Annotated in this window: 11 protein-coding genes and 1 pseudogene; 5 read left to right on the forward strand and 7 right to left on the reverse strand. The window is 70.2% G+C overall.

Annotated features, from left to right (window positions below):
- Positions 1-34: 34 nt before the first annotated feature.
- From PV762_RS22885 to PV762_RS22895, 3 genes are all read left to right on the forward strand, one after another.
- The gene (locus PV762_RS22885) at positions 35-1420 is read left to right on the forward strand and encodes a HipA domain-containing protein (RefSeq protein ID WP_421037271.1); all 1386 of its coding nucleotides are present in this window, start codon (positions 35-37) and stop codon (positions 1418-1420) included.
- Between the two features lie 162 nt (positions 1421-1582).
- Entirely contained in the window at positions 1583-2548 is a 966-nt protein-coding gene (locus PV762_RS22890; protein ID WP_421037272.1) for a tripartite tricarboxylate transporter substrate-binding protein, read from the forward strand.
- A gap of 154 nt (positions 2549-2702) precedes the next feature.
- On the forward strand, positions 2703-3728 hold the full coding sequence (locus PV762_RS22895; RefSeq protein WP_421037294.1) for a Bug family tripartite tricarboxylate transporter substrate binding protein: 1026 nt from the start codon (positions 2703-2705) through the stop codon (positions 3726-3728).
- A gap of 19 nt (positions 3729-3747) precedes the next feature.
- Here PV762_RS22895 and PV762_RS22900 read toward each other — a convergent pair whose 3' ends face one another.
- Together PV762_RS22900 and PV762_RS22905 are read right to left on the reverse strand one after the other, a co-directional pair.
- Positions 3748-5919 carry a M66 family metalloprotease gene (locus tag PV762_RS22900; RefSeq protein ID WP_421037273.1) on the reverse strand — a complete coding sequence of 724 codons (2172 nt, stop codon included), beginning with the start codon at positions 5917-5919 and terminating at the stop codon, positions 3748-3750.
- 244 nt (positions 5920-6163) lie between these two features.
- Positions 6164-8563, reverse strand: coding sequence for a M66 family metalloprotease (locus tag PV762_RS22905; RefSeq protein WP_421037274.1), 2400 nt, complete (start codon positions 8561-8563; stop codon positions 6164-6166).
- A 156-nt stretch (positions 8564-8719) separates the two neighbouring features.
- On the opposite strand from PV762_RS22905, the gene PV762_RS22910 reads away from it, so the two are divergent.
- Complete coding sequence (locus PV762_RS22910; RefSeq protein WP_421037275.1) at positions 8720-10273, forward strand: alkaline phosphatase D family protein; 1554 nt, start codon at positions 8720-8722, stop codon at positions 10271-10273.
- Between the two features lie 5 nt (positions 10274-10278).
- Here the strand turns inward: PV762_RS22910 and PV762_RS22915 are convergent, their stop codons facing one another.
- From PV762_RS22915 to PV762_RS22935, 5 genes and pseudogenes are all read right to left on the reverse strand, one after another.
- Positions 10279-13011, reverse strand: a complete 2733-nt coding sequence (locus PV762_RS22915) for a GAF domain-containing protein (protein ID WP_421037276.1) — start codon at positions 13009-13011, stop codon at positions 10279-10281.
- Positions 13012-13130: 119 nt separating this feature from the next.
- The gene (locus PV762_RS22920; protein ID WP_421037277.1) at positions 13131-13913 is read right to left on the reverse strand and encodes a M15 family metallopeptidase; all 783 of its coding nucleotides are present in this window, start codon (positions 13911-13913) and stop codon (positions 13131-13133) included.
- Between the two features lie 92 nt (positions 13914-14005).
- A complete protein-coding gene (locus PV762_RS22925; RefSeq protein WP_421037278.1) occupies positions 14006-14743 on the reverse strand; it encodes a GAF domain-containing protein in 738 nt (245 codons plus the stop codon).
- A 54-nt stretch (positions 14744-14797) separates the two neighbouring features.
- Positions 14798-15163: pseudogene (locus PV762_RS22930) on the reverse strand (GNAT family N-acetyltransferase); the annotation flags it as partial.
- A 229-nt stretch (positions 15164-15392) separates the two neighbouring features.
- The gene (locus PV762_RS22935) at positions 15393-15893 is read right to left on the reverse strand and encodes a response regulator (protein ID WP_421037279.1); all 501 of its coding nucleotides are present in this window, start codon (positions 15891-15893) and stop codon (positions 15393-15395) included.
- A 258-nt stretch (positions 15894-16151) separates the two neighbouring features.
- Between PV762_RS22935 and PV762_RS22940 the strand changes: the two genes are divergently transcribed.
- Positions 16152-16840, forward strand: a 689-nt coding sequence (locus PV762_RS22940; protein WP_421037295.1) for a HAMP domain-containing protein, incomplete at its 3' end; no start/stop codon positions are given.

The raw sequence follows: 16840 nt of genomic DNA on the forward strand, positions 1-16840 counted from the left end.
CGCCGCATAGAGTGCATCGCTCACAGGAGCATCGATGTACCCAGTCCATCTCGCGATCCGGACTTCGGGCCGGCGGATCGGAACGCTGAGCCGGGATCCGGCACGCGACCTCTTCGACTTCGTTTACGACGAGGACTGGTTCCGATCGGAGGACAGCTTTCCTTTGAGCCCTCGGATGCCGATGCGATCGGACACGTCGAAGCCGAACGGAACTCCCTTCCACCCGCTGCCATCGACGACACCCACTGCCATGGGCGGCTCCTTCTTCCAGAACCTGCTGCCGGAAGGTCAGGCACTGGAAGTGGCAGCGCAGGCCAACGGGTTGTCGAAGACAAACCTCGCCAGTTTGCTGGCGGCCGTAGGCGCGGAAACCACCGGCGCGTTGAGCATCACTCGCGCGGGAGAGTCCACCACGCCACCTGCCTCAGGCGCGGAAATGCGTGCGCTGCCGCTCAGTGAACTGAGCGAGCGTATCCGTGACCGGGCGTCGACGCCCTTCTCGATCTGGGACGGCAAGTTCCAACCGGCCATCGCCGGCTTGCAGGACAAGATCGCCGTGTTCGAAGACCACGGCGAGCTCTTCCTCGCCGATGGCGGCGGCTTCGCCTCGACCGTGATCCTCAAGCCCGCGCCGCAGAATCCGCGCTTCGGCGACCTGCCGGCCATCGAGCATGTCTGCATGCATCTGGCAGCGGCCGTGGGCATTCCGACTGCACGCACGCGACTGCTGCATGTGCCGGAACCGGTGCTCCTCGTCGAACGCTTCGATCGCAGGCGCTCGACGGACGGCCGCGTGGAGCGGCTGCACATCATCGACGCCTGCCAAGGACTGGGCCTGACGCCGGAACTCAAGTACGAGCGCGCCTACGGCGATCAGGAGGCGGTGAAGCATCTCCGCGACGGCGCCTCGCTGCGCCAGCTGTTCGGTCTTTCGGCAGCGAGTGCCTCCCCGTTGTCCATGCGCATGCAGCTCGTGGACCGGCTCATCTTCAACGTGCTCATCGGCAACACCGATGCGCATGGAAAGAACTGGTCGTTCTTCATCGAACGGCGCGCCGGATTACTGAGCCTTGCCCCGGCCTACGACCTGGTGGACGTCGAAGCCGTCGCAGACGAACACATGAGCACGAGCTTCGCCATGGGCATCGGTGACGCGTTCCATCTGGAGGAGCTCGGAGCCTTCCAGTGGGCGAGCATGGCCATGGAATGCGGCCTCGCCCCGCGGCAACTGGCCACGCGCGTCCGGGCCTTGAGCACTCGACTGCCCAAGGCGCTCAACGACTCGCGTTCCGCGCTGGAAGAGCAAGGCGTGACCACGGCGCTGCTCGACGCCATGGCCGCGCGTCTGCGGCATCGTTGCGAGCTCCTCGCCAGGCACGCGTCGTTGATTCCTCAGGTCTCTGCGGAAGACTTGCTGTGACGCGCTCACGCCCCCATGCAAGCCATGCCGCCCCGGCATAACAGCTAGCGCCATTCCAGCATTGGTCCTGACGAGGTCCCCGACCAGAATGCGCGCGGGCGGATCTTCCCGGTCCGCCCCTCCGCGCGCCGTCCCCGGCGCCGATTCCCCCACAAGGTCCCCATGAAGAGACAAGCATTCCTCTGGGCCGGCGCCGCACTGGCGTTCGCCGCTCCGCTCGCGTTCGCGCAATCCCTCCCGTCGGGCCCCGTCAAGATCGTCGTCGGCTACTCCGCCGGCGGCGCCGTGGACGTGGTGGCCCGCGCCGTCGCCGTGCGGCTGCAGGCCGAACTCAAGCAGCCTGTCATCGTCGACAACAAGCCCGGCGGCGGCAGCAACATCGCCGCCCGCACCGTCGTGACCTCCCCGGCCGACGGCGCCACGCTGCTGATGGCCGCCAACGCCGTCGCGGCCAACATGGCCCTCTATCAGCCCGCGCCCTACGACGTCGAGAAAGACCTGGCCCCGGTCGCCCTGATCGGCCGCGTGCCGGTCATCATCGCGGTCAACCCGGAGTCGCCCTACAAGACGCTCGCCCAGCTGATCGAGGCCGCCAAGGCCAAGCCGGAATCCGTCGGCTACGCGACGCCCGGCAACGGCTCCACGCCGCATCTGGCCATGGAGCTGTTCGCCAGCGCCGCCAAGATCAACTTCATGCACGTGCCCTACAAGGGCGGCGCCCAGGCGCTGACCGACGTCATCGGCGGCCAGGTGCCCGTCGTGGCGCTCAACGCGCTGGAGATCCTGCCCCACTCGAAGAGCGGCAAGCTGCGCCCGCTCGCCGTGCTGAGCGCCAAGCGCTCCGCCCTGTTCCCCGACGTGCCGACGATCGCGGAGTCCGGCTTCCCCGGCTTCGAGGCCTCCGTCTGGTACGGCCTGATGGCGCCGGCCGGCACGCCCAAGCCGGTGCTCGCCGCGCTGAGCGCCGCCGCCGTCAAGGCCGCGCACTCGACCGAGGTGAAGGAGCGCCTGGCCCAGGCCGGCGGCGACAGCACGCCCGGCGACGCCGCGGCCTTCGCCAAGCACCTCCACGCGGAACGTGAGCGCTACACGAAGCTGATCACCGCCGCGAAGATCAAGCCGGACTGAGGAGCGGAGACCCAGCCGGGGGCGAGCCGCGCGCACTTCGCCCGACCACGGGCGATCTGCGCGTGCGCCACGCCGCCCGGCCCGGGTATTCACGCTCGCGACGCGCGGCGAATCGACGTCTCATCGATCCACAAGATCAGGAGACACCATGTCCATGCCCCGCCTTGCCCTCCGCGCCACTTCCCGCTCCCAGCGCCCGACCTCCTCGGGCTCGTCCCGCCGCGCCGTCGCCATCGCCACGGCAGCGCTGGTCGCGTTCGGCGTCCTGCCCGCGATGGCGCAGGACTTCCCCTCCAAACCGATCCGCTTCATCGTGCCCTATGCGGCCGGCGGCACCACCGACCTGGTCGCGCGCACCGTCGGCGCGCACATGGCGCAGACGCTGGGACAGGCCGTCGTCATCGAGAACCGCGGCGGCGCCGGCGGCAACCTCGGCATGGACGCGGTGGCCAAATCCGCGCCCGACGGCTACACCGTCGGCATGGGCGCCATCTCGACCAACGCGCTGAATCCCCACATCTACAAGAAGATGTCCTTCGACCCGCGCAAGGACTTCAGCGCGATCGGACTGCTGGGGAACTCGACGATCGTGCTGGAGGTCTCGCCGTCCGTGCCCGTCAAAACCGTCGCGGAACTGCGCGCGCATGTCGCGAAGAACCCTGGCATGCCCTTTGGCACGGCCGGCGCAGGCACCTCCATGCATCTGGCCGGCGTGCTGTTCGGCCAGCTCAGCCACACCGAATGGGTGCACGTGCCCTACAAGGGCAGCGCGCCCCTGATCACGGACCTCATCGGCGGCCAGATCCCCGTGGCCTTCGACAACCTGCCCGCCTCCCTCCCGCACATCCAGGCCGGCAAGCTGCGCGCGCTGGCGGTGGCCGGCTCGCAGCGCAACCCGTCGCTGCCCGACGTGCCCACGCTCGCCGAGGCCGGTCTGCCGGGTTATGCAATCGAACCGTGGTTCGGCGTGTACGGCCCCGCCGGCCTGCCCGCGCCCGTGGTGCGCCGGCTCGAACAGGCGCTGAAGGCCGCGCTCGCCGATCCCGGTGTGAAGGAGAAGCTCGTCGCCGCCGGCTTCTCGCCGAAGTCCTCGACCGCCGCGGAACTCGCCACGCTGTCGGCGCAGGAGTACGAGCGGCTCGGCAAGGTGGCGCGCAGCGCCAACATGTCGGCGGACTGAGCGCCCTCGCCGCTCTGCCTCAGCGCGCGGGCCGCTTCACCGTCGCGCCCGCCTTGCACGACGCGGTATCGAACTGCGTCGTGCCCGGCGCGCCCTTGCCGCCGGTGACGCCGTCCGCAGGCGTCCATTCATTCACCAGCGGCAGGCTGCCGCCGAAGTCCGCCGCGCTCATCGCGGTGAAGCGCGTCTGCCACTGCGACCCGTGCGGCGTGCTGAACAGCTGGACCTTCGTCAATCCGCCGCGGCCCGTCGGCAGGTTGACCGCGTAGGTCGCGAAGTTGTCGCCGCTGGTCGCGTCCTTGGCGCCGCGCTTGTAGCCGGTCGCGTCGTTGGGCTTGTTGAAGTCGCGGTAGCCGATCGGCAGCAGATGGCGCAGCACGGTGCCGTCCGCATAGGTCGCCACCAGCGTGTAGTCGCAGCCGTTGTACACGCAGTAGTAGCCGCTCCAGCCGCCCGGCTTGTCGCTCAGGATGCGGTCGACATCGGCCTGCACCGTCGGATCCATGCGCTGCGGCAGGTTGCCGGTCCAGGCCGGCGTCACCACCATCGTGCTGGCCGTCGGTGCGAGGTTGAAGTGCGACACCGTGCCGATCACCGTCTGCACCTGCTGGTCGAGCTGCAGCACGTCGGTGCCGGCGCGGGCGCGGTCGTCGTTGGAGACCTTCTCGAACGCGCCCGTCGTGCGGTTCCAGCGCTTGTAGCCGCCGTCGAAGCTCGAATCCGGGAACATCTTGTCCAGGAAGCCCTGCTGCATGATGGCCGCCTGGTAGTCCGAGAACGCGTTCCACCGGTAGGTCTGCGCGTTGCGGTCGTCGTCGCCACCGGACATCGGCGTGCGCTGGTAGCAGACGCCGCCCACGGTGCGCGCGCCGCAGTCCTGGCCGCTGAACTCGCGAGTCGTGAGCAGCTGCTGCTTCACGCTGTCGAAGCCCCAGCTGGATCCGCTCTTCGTGCCCATCGGATACGGATCGTCGCCCGCGTCCGCCGCGGCGTCCGCATGCGGCAGGCCGTAGGCATGACCCATCTCGTGGTTGAAGATCGCCGAGTAGATCGTGTCGGGCCGGTAGTCGCCGCCGGACACGGCGACGCCGCCGCCGCCGAGTCCGCCGCCCGTCGAGGCCGCGACCTGCTTGCCGCCGCTGAGGGTCTGGACGAAGCCGTAGAAGCCCGCCGCGAAGGAGCCGTCGCGGTTGCCCGTCCAGCCGCGCATGTCGCCGAGGATGCGCAGCATGCGCGCGTTGGTGTCGCCGTCGATGGCGCGGTAGTCGGCCCACGAGGCCACCGTCATCGCCGGATAGCAGAACTTGTCGTCGTTGCGGCCGGGCACCGCCAGCTGGTCGAGGGTGACCGCGCCGGTCACACGCGTGTCGAGCTTCGCGACGGGGAGCTTCTCGCGGTACTCGACATCGATCGCATAACCGGCCGTCGCCGCGGCGCCCAGCTTGAAGTCCGCCACGACGGACTGCGCCGCGCGTGCGCCGAAGAGGTACATCGGCACGGTGTGGTGCTTCAGCGTCGTCGCGGGAGTGACCGTCAGCGCGACCTTGCGCGCCGATGAGAAGTCGACGTTCCCGACCTCCAGCGTCGTGCCGATCTGCACCCATTCCTTGGGCAGCAGCGCGCTGTACTTGACCGTCGAGTACGCGGCGCCGCCGCCGTCCGCCGCCGGCAGCTTGGCCGGCGCGTTCATCGTCAGCGGACCCAGCGTGCGGCCGTCGGCCAGCTTCGCGCGCACGACCAGCGTGGTCACGCCGGCGGCCGGCTCCAGCATCAGCAGCGCGGGGCGATCGGCCACCAGCTGCAGCTTGCGGCTCGTGTTGTTCTTGACCTCATTGGGCGACTGCAGCGTGCGGCCGCCCGCCGGAATCACATGCGTCTGCGCGAGCTCGACGCCGCGCAACTCGGGCGTCGCCGCGGGAGCCGGTGCCGGTGCCGGTGCCGGTGCAGGCGCAGGAGTTGGTGCGGGAGCCGGTGCAGGTCCGGGCGCAGGGGCCGGCGCGGGTGCAGGTCCGGGCACAGGCGCTGGAGAGGGGGCAGGAGACGGTGCCGGTGCCGGTGCCGGTGCAGGAGACGGTGCCGGAGCTGCCCCACCGCCGCCCTCGCTGGGCGTGGTGCCTTGCGTCGGCGTGGGCGTGGTGTCCTTGCCACCGTCGCCGCCGCCGCAGGCGGCCATGGCGGCGGCTGCGATCAAGGCAACGACGGAAGGGAGCACATGCGGCGGGCGAGGACAGTTCATCACGGGCGAGGAGCAAATCGGATCGGGCCGCGATGATCGTGGATCAGGCTTGAAAGCGCATTCATGCCTGACCAACTCTTACACCTGATTCAGCCGCGGCACACGTTCCGCGCGGCTTTCTTCAGGACCATCGCGGCTCTTGGTCCGGGCCTGCGCCCCAGATCGCGGGGTCAGGTGTTGCGGAGGACGGCGAGGCCGCTCAGCGCGTGGGACGCTTCACCACGGCGCCGACCTTGCAGGACGCGACGTCGAACTGCGTCGTGCCCGAGGCGCCTCGGCCGCCGGTGTTCGCATCGGCCGGCGTCCACTCGTTGACCAGCGGCAGGCTGCCGCCGAGATCCGCGGCGTTCAGCACGGTGAAGCGCGTCTGCCATAGCGAGCCGTGCGGCGTGCTGAACAGCTGCAGCTTCACCAGGCCGCCGCGGCCGGTGGGCAGGTTCACGGCGAAGGTGGAGAAGTTGTCCGCGCTGGTCGCGTCCTTGGCGCCGCGCTTGTAGCCGGTCGCATCGTTGGGCTTGTTCCAGTCGCGGTAGCCGATCGGCAGCAGGTGGCGCAGCACCGAGCCGTCGGCGTAGGTCGCCACCAGGGTGTAGTCGCAGCCGCTGTTGACGCAGTAGTAGCCGTTCCAGCCGCCCGGCTTGTCGCTCAGGATGCGGTCCACATCGGCCTGCACCGTCGGGTCGACGCGCTGCGGCAGGTTGCCCGTCCACGCCGGCGTCACGACCATCGTGCTGGCCGTCGGCGCGAGGTTGAAGTGGGAGACCGTGCCGATGACCGTCTGGACCTGCTGGTCGAGCTGCAGGACGTCGGTGCCGGCCCGTGCGCGGTCCTCGCCGGTGACCTTCTCGAAGGCGCCGGTCGTACGGTTCCAGCGCTTGTAGCCGCCGTCAAAGGTCGCGTCCGGGAAGAGTTTTTCCAGGAAGCCTTGTTGCAGGATCGCCGCCTGGTAATCCGAGAACGCATTCCACCGGTAGCTCTGCGCATACCTGTCTTCCTCGCCGCCCGACATCGGCGTGCGCTGGTAGCAGATGCCGTCGACGGTGCGGTTGTCGCAGGACTGGCCGCTGAATTCACGCGTCGTGAGCAGCTGCTGCCTGACGCTGTCGAAACCCCAGGCCGAGCCGCTCTTCGTGCCTTGCGGATACGGATCGTCGCCCGCCTCCGCCGCCGTGTCCGCATGCGGCAGCCCGTAGGCGTGGCCCATCTCGTGATGGAAGACGGCCGAGTAGATCGCCTCGGGCCGCGTGTCGACGCCCGACACCGCCACGCCGATGCCGCCCAGGCCGCCGCCGGTGATGGCCGCGACCTGCCTGCCGCCGCTGATCGTCTGGACGAAGCCGTAGAAGCCCGCCGCGAATGCGCGGTCGCGGTTGGCCGTCCAGCCGCGCATGTCGCGCAGGACGCGCAGCATCCGGCTGTTCGTGTCGCCGTCGATGGCGCGGAAGTCGGCCCACGAGGACACCGTCATCGCGGGATAGCAGAACTTGTCGTCGTTGCGCCCGGGCACCGCGAGCTGGTCGATCGTGACCGCGCCGACGACGCGCGTGTCGAGCTTGGCGACGGGCAACTTCTCGCGGTATTCAGCGTCGATCGGATAACCCGCCGTCGACGTCGCGCCGAGGTTGAAGTCCGGCACGACCGACTGCGCGGCGCGCGCGCCGAACAGGTAGATCGGCACCGTGTGATGCTTCAGCGTCGTGGCCGGCGTGACGGTCAGCGCGATCGTGCGGGGCGACGAGAAGTCGGTCTGGCCGACCTCCAGCGTCGTGCCGATCTGCACCCATTCCCTGGGCAGCAGCGCGCTGTACTTGACCGACGAATAGGCGACGCCGCCGCCGTCCGACGTCGGCAGCCGGGCCGGCGCGTTCATCGTCAGCGGGCCGAGCGTGCGGCCGTCGGCCAGCTTCGCGCGGACCTTCAGCGTGACGACGGCGCCGTCCGCCACGTCGGGCTGCAGCATCAGCAGCGCCGCGCGGTCGGCGACCAGCTGCAGCTTGCGGTTCTTGTTGAGCTTGGCCTCGTTGGGCGACTGCAGCGTGCGGCCGCCGGGCGGGATCACATGCGTCTGCGCGAGCTCCACCCCCAGCAGCGCCGGCGTGACAGTGGTCGCGGGCTCGGGCGTGACCGCCGGGGCGGTCGTCGGTGCGGGGGGCGGCGCCGGCGTCGGCACGGGACTCGGTGCGGGCGACGGCGACGGCGTGGCCGCCGGCCCCGGCAGATAGAGCGCCATCACGCCGACCGGCGCGGGCGCGGCGGCGACCGAAGTGGACGAGGTCGCGACGGGACCGGATCGCATCGGCACCGCCGCTGCGGTGCGGGCCGTCACCGTGGCGGGCACGGCGGGCGGCGCGACCACCGGCGGCGGCGTGGGCACGCCACCGGTCAGCGCGAATTTCGGTTTCCTGGCCGCGGCGGCCATGGCCGATGCCGACGGTCGCACGGGTCCGATGATGTCGTTGCCGCCGCCGCCCTTCGCGACCGGCGCCGTGACCGGGCTACGCCCAGGGGGTTGACCGCTCCCGGCCTTGTAGGCGGCAAACGACGCTGCAGCGAGGAACGCGGCAACGGAGATGACCGCTTTGGGGTAGGGAACCATCATGAGGGCGACATGCGAATCTGAAAAGGCGGCGAATGATCAACGATCCTTCCAGGTTCTTTGCCTCCACCTGACCAACTCTTACACCTGATTCATGAGCGCGACAGGTGGCGACAACGACAGCACGGACGTCAGATTTCGCGGCTAGATTCCGGGGTCATGACTTGCCTCTGGACTCCCTCGCGCCGCGGCCTGCTCCAGGCCGCCCTCGCCTCCGGCTGCGCCCCGGCCCTGCTCCGCCATGCCGACGCCGCCGGCGCCTCCGGCGCGCCGCTGTTCGCGCTGGGCGTCGCCTCCGGCAGCCCGCGCGCCGAGCGCGTCGTGCTGTGGACGCGGCTGATGGGCGAGGCGCTCCCGAAAGCGGTATCGGTGCAGTGGGAACTGGCGGAGGACGAGGCCTTCAAGACCGTCGTCGCGCGCGGCACCGAGCGGGCCGAGCCCGGCACCGCCCACAGCGTGCACGCCGAACCTGACGGTCTGCGTCCCGACCGCTGGTACTGGTATCGCTTCCGGGCGATGGGCCAGCAGAGCCCCGCGGGCCGCACGCGCACCGCGCCGGCCGCGGGCGGGCCGGGCGCGGCGACCTCGTCGCTGCGTTTCGCCATCGCCTCCTGCCAGCGTTACGACCACGGCGAGTACGCCGCCTGGGGCGACATGGCGAAGCAGGACCTCGACCTGGTGCTCTTCCTCGGCGACTACATCTACGAGTCCGCCAGCGCCGCCTCCAGCAAGGCACCGCGACGGCATCGCGGCGGCGAGTGCCGGACCCTGGACGACTATCGCCAGCGCTACGCGCAGTACAAGGCCGATCCGCAGCTGCAGGCCATGCATGCCGCCGCGCCATGGATCCTCACCTGGGACGACCACGAGACGCAGAACGACTGGGCGGGCGACGTCTCGCAAGACCTGGCCCCGGGCTTCCACCAGCGCCGCATCGCCGCCGCGCAGGCGTACTGGGAGCATCAGCCCTTCCCGAAACAGCAGCGCCCGCGCGGTGCCGACATGACGCTGAACCAGCGCTACGACTGGGGCGGCCTGGCGCGGCTCGTCACGATCGACGACCGCTCGTGGCGGGATCCGCAGGTCTGCCCGAAACCGGGCCGCGGCGGCTCCAACACGGTGGATCTCAAGGACTGTGCGTCCCTGCGCAATCCGCAGCGCACGCTGCTGGGCGCGCCGCAGGAGCAGTGGGTGCGCGACAGCTGGGACGCAACGCGCCCCTGGAACCTGCTCGCGCAGCAGACGCTGATGGCGCGGTTCAACTCGCAGGATCCGGCGAAGGGACCGGGGCGCTACTGGACCGATGGCTGGGACGGTTATCCCTTCGCCCGCGAGCGGCTGCTCCGCGACCTGGAGGCGCGGCGCGTGCCGAACGCGGTCGTGCTCGGCGGCGACGTGCATGCGAACTATGTCGCCGACCTGAAGCTCGACTGGGACGACGACAAGGCCCCGGTGTTGGCCAGCGAGTTCTGCGGCACGTCGATCTCCAGCAACGGGATGGAGCAGGCACGGCTGGACCACGCCCTGCCCTTCAATCCGCACATCCGCTACGGGCGCAGCGACCAGCGCGGCTACATGCGCTTCGAACTGCGCGCCGAGCGGCTGGAGGCCGAGCTGCGCAGCGTGCAGACGCCGTGGGACGCGAAGAGCCCGCTGTTCACGGCGGCGAAATTCGCGGTGGAGGCCGGACGGCCGGGGGCGCAGGCGGCCTGACGTCGTCAGGACAACCCCATCTCCTGGATCGCGCGCACCAGGGCGGGGAATTCCACCGGCTTGCGGAAGTGGGCGCGGAAGCCGGCTTCGAGCGCGTGGCGCCGATCGGTTTCCCGGGCGAAGGCGGTGAGCGCGATCGCAGGCACCTCCCCGCCCTGCCCGGCGGGCAGCGCGCGCACGTGCGCGAGCAACTCGAACCCCGTCATCGCCGGCATGCCCAGGTCGGAGATCAGCAGGTTGACCTCCGAGCCCGGCAGCAGACCGAGCGCCTCGGCGCCGCTCGCCGCCGCGACCACCTGAGCGCCTTGCAGGCTGAGAGCCCGCACCACCATCTCGCGCACGGACTCGTCGTCGTCGACGACCAGGATGCGAGCGCCCTTGAGCGACACGCGATCGGCCGGTCCGGGATCCCGACCCGCGGTCGTTCCGGCATCCCTCGCCGCAGCATCGACCGCCCGCGCGCCCATCACCGGCAGCGTCACCGTGAATCGCGAGCCGCGCCCTTCCCCGTCGCTCTCGGCGCGCAGGGTGCCGCCATGGAGCTCGACGAGGTTGCGCACGATCGACAGCCCCAGTCCCAGCCCGCCGTGACGCCGCGTCATCGAGCCGTCGGCCTGCCGGAAGCGTTCGAACACGAAAGGCAGGAAGGCCGGCGCGATGCCGATGCCGGTGTCCTCGACGACCAGATCCGTCGCCGTCGGCCCGCCGCGCAGCAGCACGCGCACCTCGCCGCCGCGCGGCGTGAACTTGACGGCATTGGCGATGAGGTTCGCCGCCACCTGCTGGAGCCTCGCGGCATCCCCCATCACGGTCGCGCCGGGATCGGCCGACACCTCGAGGCCCAGGCGCACGCCGGCGCGTTCCGCCGCCGGCGTCAGCAGTTCCACCGCCGCCAGCGTGAAGCCGGTCGCGGAAACGGGCGCGATCTCCAGGCTCAGCTTGCCGGTCGTGATGCGGCTCATGTCGAGCAGGTCCTCGATCAGCTGCGCCTGCGCCTTGGCGCTGCGCTCGATGACGTCGATGCCCTTCTTCAGGTCGGGCGGCTCGTCCCCGAACTTGCGCCGCAGGATGTGGACCCAGCCGGTGATCGCGCTCAGCGGCGTGCGCAGCTCGTGCGACAAGGTCGCCAGGAACTCGTCCTTGACCAGCCCCGCCTGCTCGGCGGCCAGCCGCGCGGTGCGCTCGCTCTCCAGCAGCCGCGTGCGCTCGACCATCGCCTCGCGCGAGGCCGCGTAGAGCCGCGCGTTGTCGATCGCGATCGCGGCCTGGCTGGCGATGCCCTCGGCCAGCCGCTCGCTGCGTTCGGTGAAGACGCCGACGTCCTCATGGCCGAAGAACAGCCCGCCCAGCACCTCGCCCGAGCGGCTGATCACCGGCACCGCCAGGTAGCTGCGCACCGGCAGGTGGCCCGGCGGCTTGCCGTGATGCGGCCCCCACTGCCCGTAGCGCGGATCGGCCATCACGTCGTCCAGCCGGATCGTCGGCTCGCCGCGGAAGGTCGGCCCGAACAGCGCGGTCGGCCGCGGATGGCCGAGCTTGTCGAAGTGCTTGCGGTCCGCGCCGGAGAGCGAATACAGCAGATAGGCCTCGCCCTGCTCGTCGAGGCCGTTGTAGAAGAACGCGCCGAAGCGCGCACCGGTGAGCTCGGTCGCCGCATCGGTGACGCGCTGGACCAGCGCGCCGATGTCGAGCTCCGCGACCAGCGCCGCACCGGTCCGGTTGAGCGTCTCCAGCGTGCGCGCCTCCTCGCGCAGCGCGGCTTCCGCGCGGGTGCGCTCCAGCGCCTCCCAGCAGCGCGCGACGACGACCTTCACCAGCGCGATCTCCTCGACCGTCCAGTGGCGCGGCTCGCGCTGATGCACCGCCATCGCGGCCACGAAGCGCCCGTCCTTGTGCAGCGGCACGCAGATCACCGACTGGATGCCGGTGCGCGCATAGGCGCCGAGGTCGGAGCCGGCGGTGACCGGATCGAGGTCGACATCGTGGTTCACGAACGCCTGCTCGGCGCGCATCAGGCGCAGCACCTCCTGGCCGAAGTCGCCGAAGCGGTAGGTGCCGACGATGCTGGCCACGCCGTCGTTGAAGTCGCCGATGACGTCGAAGGTGTCCTCGTCGGCGCGCACCGTGGCGTAGGCGCAGCGGTTGACGCCGAGGTGACGTCCCAGCCGCTCCGCGGTCACCCGCATCACGTCGGCCGGATCGGTCAGCCCGCGCGTGGCCTGCGCCAGCCCGTCCAGGAAGCCCAGCCGGCGCGACAGCAATACCTTCTCGGTGGTTTCGGCGAAGGTCACCAGCACGCCCGCCGCGCGCCCCTGGTCGTCGCGCACGGCGCTGTAGGAGAAGTTGAAGTAGACATCCTCCGGGTAGCCGAAACGGTCGATGGTCAGCTTGAAGTCGTCGAAACCGAGCGGCTCGCCGTCCAGGACCTGGCGCCACATCGGGCCGATGGTGGCCCAGATCTCGGCCCAGGTCTCCGGCGCGCGACCGCCGAGCGCGGCATCCGCCTTGGCGCCCAGGATGGGCCGGTAGGCGTCGTTGAAGATCTGGATGAGGTCCTCGCCCCAGGCGAGGTACATCGGCAGCTGGCACTCCAGCATCGTCGCGACCACGGCCCGCAGCGAGGCGGGCCAGCGCTCGATCGGACCGAGCGGGGTCGCGCCCCAGTCGAAGGCGCGCACGCGGGCGGCCATGTCGCCGCGGATAGGAGCCATCGCGGAGATGGCGGATGAATCGTGCATGGCGCTCCAGCGGTCAACCGTCGGCACGGGCGCCCCTGCCCGGGCCGGTTGCAACGCGGGAGTGTAGGCTGCGTCGGCCCGCCGCGACGCGGCGGCGATCCCGCGACTGGGAGGAGCGCTCAGTCCCGCACGTTCGGCGTCCTGAAGGCGCCGCCCGCTCGCGCGGCCTGCGCCTTGGCCTCGTCGAACTCCCAGTGCCAGGGCTCCTTGCTGACCGTGCGCACGAAGCCGAACGAGGTCGCGTGCCGCTTGAGCCACTCGTAGGTCGGGTTGCCGTCGCCGCCGGCGACGGAGAGGTCGAACGCGATGCCGTTCTGGTGCTTGGAGAAACCGGGCTTAGCCGCGGTGTTGAAACCCGGCAGGCCGCGCACGAAGCCGTCGTGCAGCAGCTTCTGTTCCGGGTAGGAGCGGAAACCGCTGTTGAGCGTGATCCGCACGCCGTCGTCCTTCGCGGCCGCCACCAGCGCCGCGAACGGCGCGATGGTCTTCATCGCCAGGCGCTCGATCTCCAGGTTCGAGTCCACGATCGCGACGAGGTCCAGCTGCTCCAGGAACGCCCCGTTGTCCCAGGCGGCGTTCGGGCCGAAGCGCGTCGCGCCGGGCTCGGGCGGCACGAGACCGATCGTCTCGTTCATGAAGCTCCCGGCGAGGTTGCGCGTCGAGGTCCAGCCCAGCACGTCCCCGCCGTCCGCCGCGGCGGCCCTGCCGAAGACGATGCGCTTCTTGCTGCCGGCTTCCTCAAGCCTGACGTCGAGAACGCGCACCGACGTCCCTTTGGCGATCTTCTTGAAGCCGCCGCCCGGGATGGCGACGAAGGCCATCAGGTCGTCGTCGCTGCGGATGCGCGCATCGGGATCGTCGACGACGAAGGTCCTGTCGCGGAAGCTTTGTTCAAGGCTCACGGCGGGCTCCAGGAGTGGAGCCCTCAGCGTAAGCCTGAGGCTCCGCCGGGCGCTTCATCAAAAGGGATGAGGTGCGCGGCCGCGAGCCGACCTCAGCGGCCCACGCCCACCGCATCGGCCGAGCGTGCGACCACCCCATCGGAGAGCGTGATCGCCACGGCGATCACCAGCGCGAGCTCGTCGCCGCCGAAGAAGTCCTTGTCGAAGGCTTCGGAGTCCAGGATGCCGACCACCCGCCGGTCGGCATCCAGCAGCGGCAGGCAGGCCTCGGCCTTCACCTTCGGATCGCAGGTGTAGTAGCCGCCGCCCTCGGCCACGAAGGCGGCCACGTCGTTGATCAGCCGCGCGCGACCGCTCAGGCCGACGGCGCTGTTGTTGCTGCCCGCGGCGAAGGCCTCGGTCAACGGGAACTCGGCCCGGCTCTCGGCGCCGAAGTAGGCCAGCTTCACCAGCACCGACTCGTCGGCGGACTTGCGCCGCGCCTGGTAGACGCCGAACCAGTGGCTGCGGCTGTGCTCGCGGTAGTAGCGCGTGACGATCGTGGCCTCGGCCAGCAGGCGCTGGTTGTCCGCGCCCTGCCCGCCCAGGATGGCGGCCAGCTCATAAGGCAGCTCGGCCAGTTGCCCGAACAGGGAGCAGGCGCCGCCTTCGCCGAGTTCGGGCACGCGGAAGCTCCAGGCAACCGGCGTGGTATCCAACGCCTCGGGCGTCAGCAACGCCTGCAGCGCTGCCTGGTGCTTGCGCACAGCCTCGGCGAACGAAGGAAAGGCGGCGGCATCGGCGAGGTCGCCGCGCAGGCCGGTCGAGTCCAGATACAGGTCGAGATTCATGGATCAGGGAAAGGAAACGGGAGGACGCCAGCGCGGTCGCCGATGGGGGAGCCCTCAGGCGGTCGTCTGGAGATCGAGTTCCCAAGTTTCGCCGACAAGCGCCAACCCGAATCCCTGGAAGGGCTCTGTCCCGACGAGCCGGTAGCCTGCCCTGCGGTAGATGTGCTTGGCGGCGTCGAGCTGGCTGTTGGTCCACAGCCGGACGCGCTGGTAGCCCGCTTCGCGCGCGAAGCGATGGCATTCGGCGACGAGCCGGTCGCCCAGTCTGAGGCCGCGCGCGGCCGGCTCCACGAGCAGCAGCCTCAGTTGCGCGACGCCGCCGACGATCGCGTCCGTCGCCTCGTCGCGCGCCTGCACCAGCGCCACGCTGCCGATGTTCAGGCCGTCGCGTTCGGCGATCCAGCAGGCCTCGCGGCGCGCGTCGAAGCGGCTTGAAGGCCTTGCGCCCGGCGGGACTCAGCTGCAGCAGCGATTGGCGCGCATCGACCGCGCTGCGCGTGGCGCGCACGAGGTCGCGCTCCTTCAGATCGCGCAGCAGACGGCTCAGATTTGCTTTCGGCAATCAATTGATTGCCATCGCATCAACTCCCTCCAGAGGGGAAGTCCGCTCCGCTCAAGTCATGGCGTCGCCGCCACACTCGCCGCCTCCTCAATGCTTGGGTGTGCGATCCCTGTACGTCACACGCGCGGGCCGGATCGCCGGAGCGGCGCCCGACGCCGAGAAATTGCCCGGTCTTGCCGCCAGCAATACCGCCAGGAGATCAGTCACATTCAGCGGCTTGTAGAGCAGGCGGTTGAAGCCGGCGGCCCCCGCCGACTCGTCGGTGATTTCCGGACCGCCGCCGGTCAGGCACACATACATGGTGCGGCGGCCGGCCTCGGCGTCGATCAGCTTGGCCTCGGACACCACCTCCAGCCCGTTCATGTCCGGCATGTCGAAGTCGACGAAGACCAGCTCGGGCTTGAACAGCTTCAGCAGCCGCAGGCCGACCCGGCCGCTGTAGGCGACCGAGGTCGCGCAGCCGTAGCAGCGGAACAGCTCGCTGAGACTGCGCGCGCCTTCCGGATCGTCGTCGATCACCAGGACCCTGAGCGCGTGCGGCGACTGCTGCGGCGCCTGGGGCGGCATGTGAGCCGATGTGTCGGACATCGAAGTCTTCTCCCTGTATGCAACACGACGCAACGGCGGTCCACGCGCAACCCAGCGCGGGCGACTTCCGCCGTCCGTCCACACCCGCTGAAGGCAAGCCACGTGCCCGGCCCCGCCCCTCCTAAACCCAGGCCCCGTCAGCGTTGTCGTACGGCTAAAGTCCCTCGGTTGAGCCGCGATCAGACGGCCGTCGGGAGTCCTCAAGTGAGCGTCTTGGAAGAAGCGGTGGCCGTGGTCCCGGCCGAACACCTGAATGCGATGCTGCTGGCGCTGCACGCGCTGCGCCGCGGGGACCCGGACGTGCGTCTGCCCTTCCACTGGACCGGCGTGGCCGGCAAGCTCGCCGACGCGTTCAACGAGGTCGTCGAGCAGAACGCCTCGATGGCCGCGGAACTCTCCCGGCTGCGGCAGGTCGTCGGCCGCGAAGGCCGCCTCAAGCAGCGCGCCACCCTCCCCGAACTGCGCGGCTTCTGGGGCCAGCAGATCGAATGCATCAACGCGCTGATCGACGACCTGGTCCACCCCACCAGCGAAGCCGCCCGCGTCATCGGCGCGGTCGCCGAGGGCGACCTCACCAAGTCCATGGCGCTGGAGTCCGAAGGCCGCCCGCTGCAGGGCGAGTTCCTCCACACCGCCAAGACCATCAACCGGATGGTGGAGCAGCTCGGCGACTTCTCCGCCGAGGTGACCCGCGTCGCCCGCGAGGTCGGCACCGAAGGCAAGCTCGGCGGCCAGGCCGAGGTCAAGGGCGTCGCCGGCACCTGGAAGGACCTGACCGACTCGGTCAACTCCATGGCCGGCAACCTGACCGACCAGGTCCGCAACATCGCCGACGTGACCACCGCCGTCGCGCAGGGCGACCTGTCCAAGAAGATCGAGGTCGACGTCAAGGGCGAGTTCCTCACCCTCAAGGGCACCATCAACACGATGGTGGACCAGTTGAGCTC

Origin of the sequence: Mitsuaria sp. CC2 (assembly GCF_048957715.1) — a bacterium.
Classification (GTDB): Bacteria; Pseudomonadota; Gammaproteobacteria; order Burkholderiales; family Burkholderiaceae_C; genus Roseateles.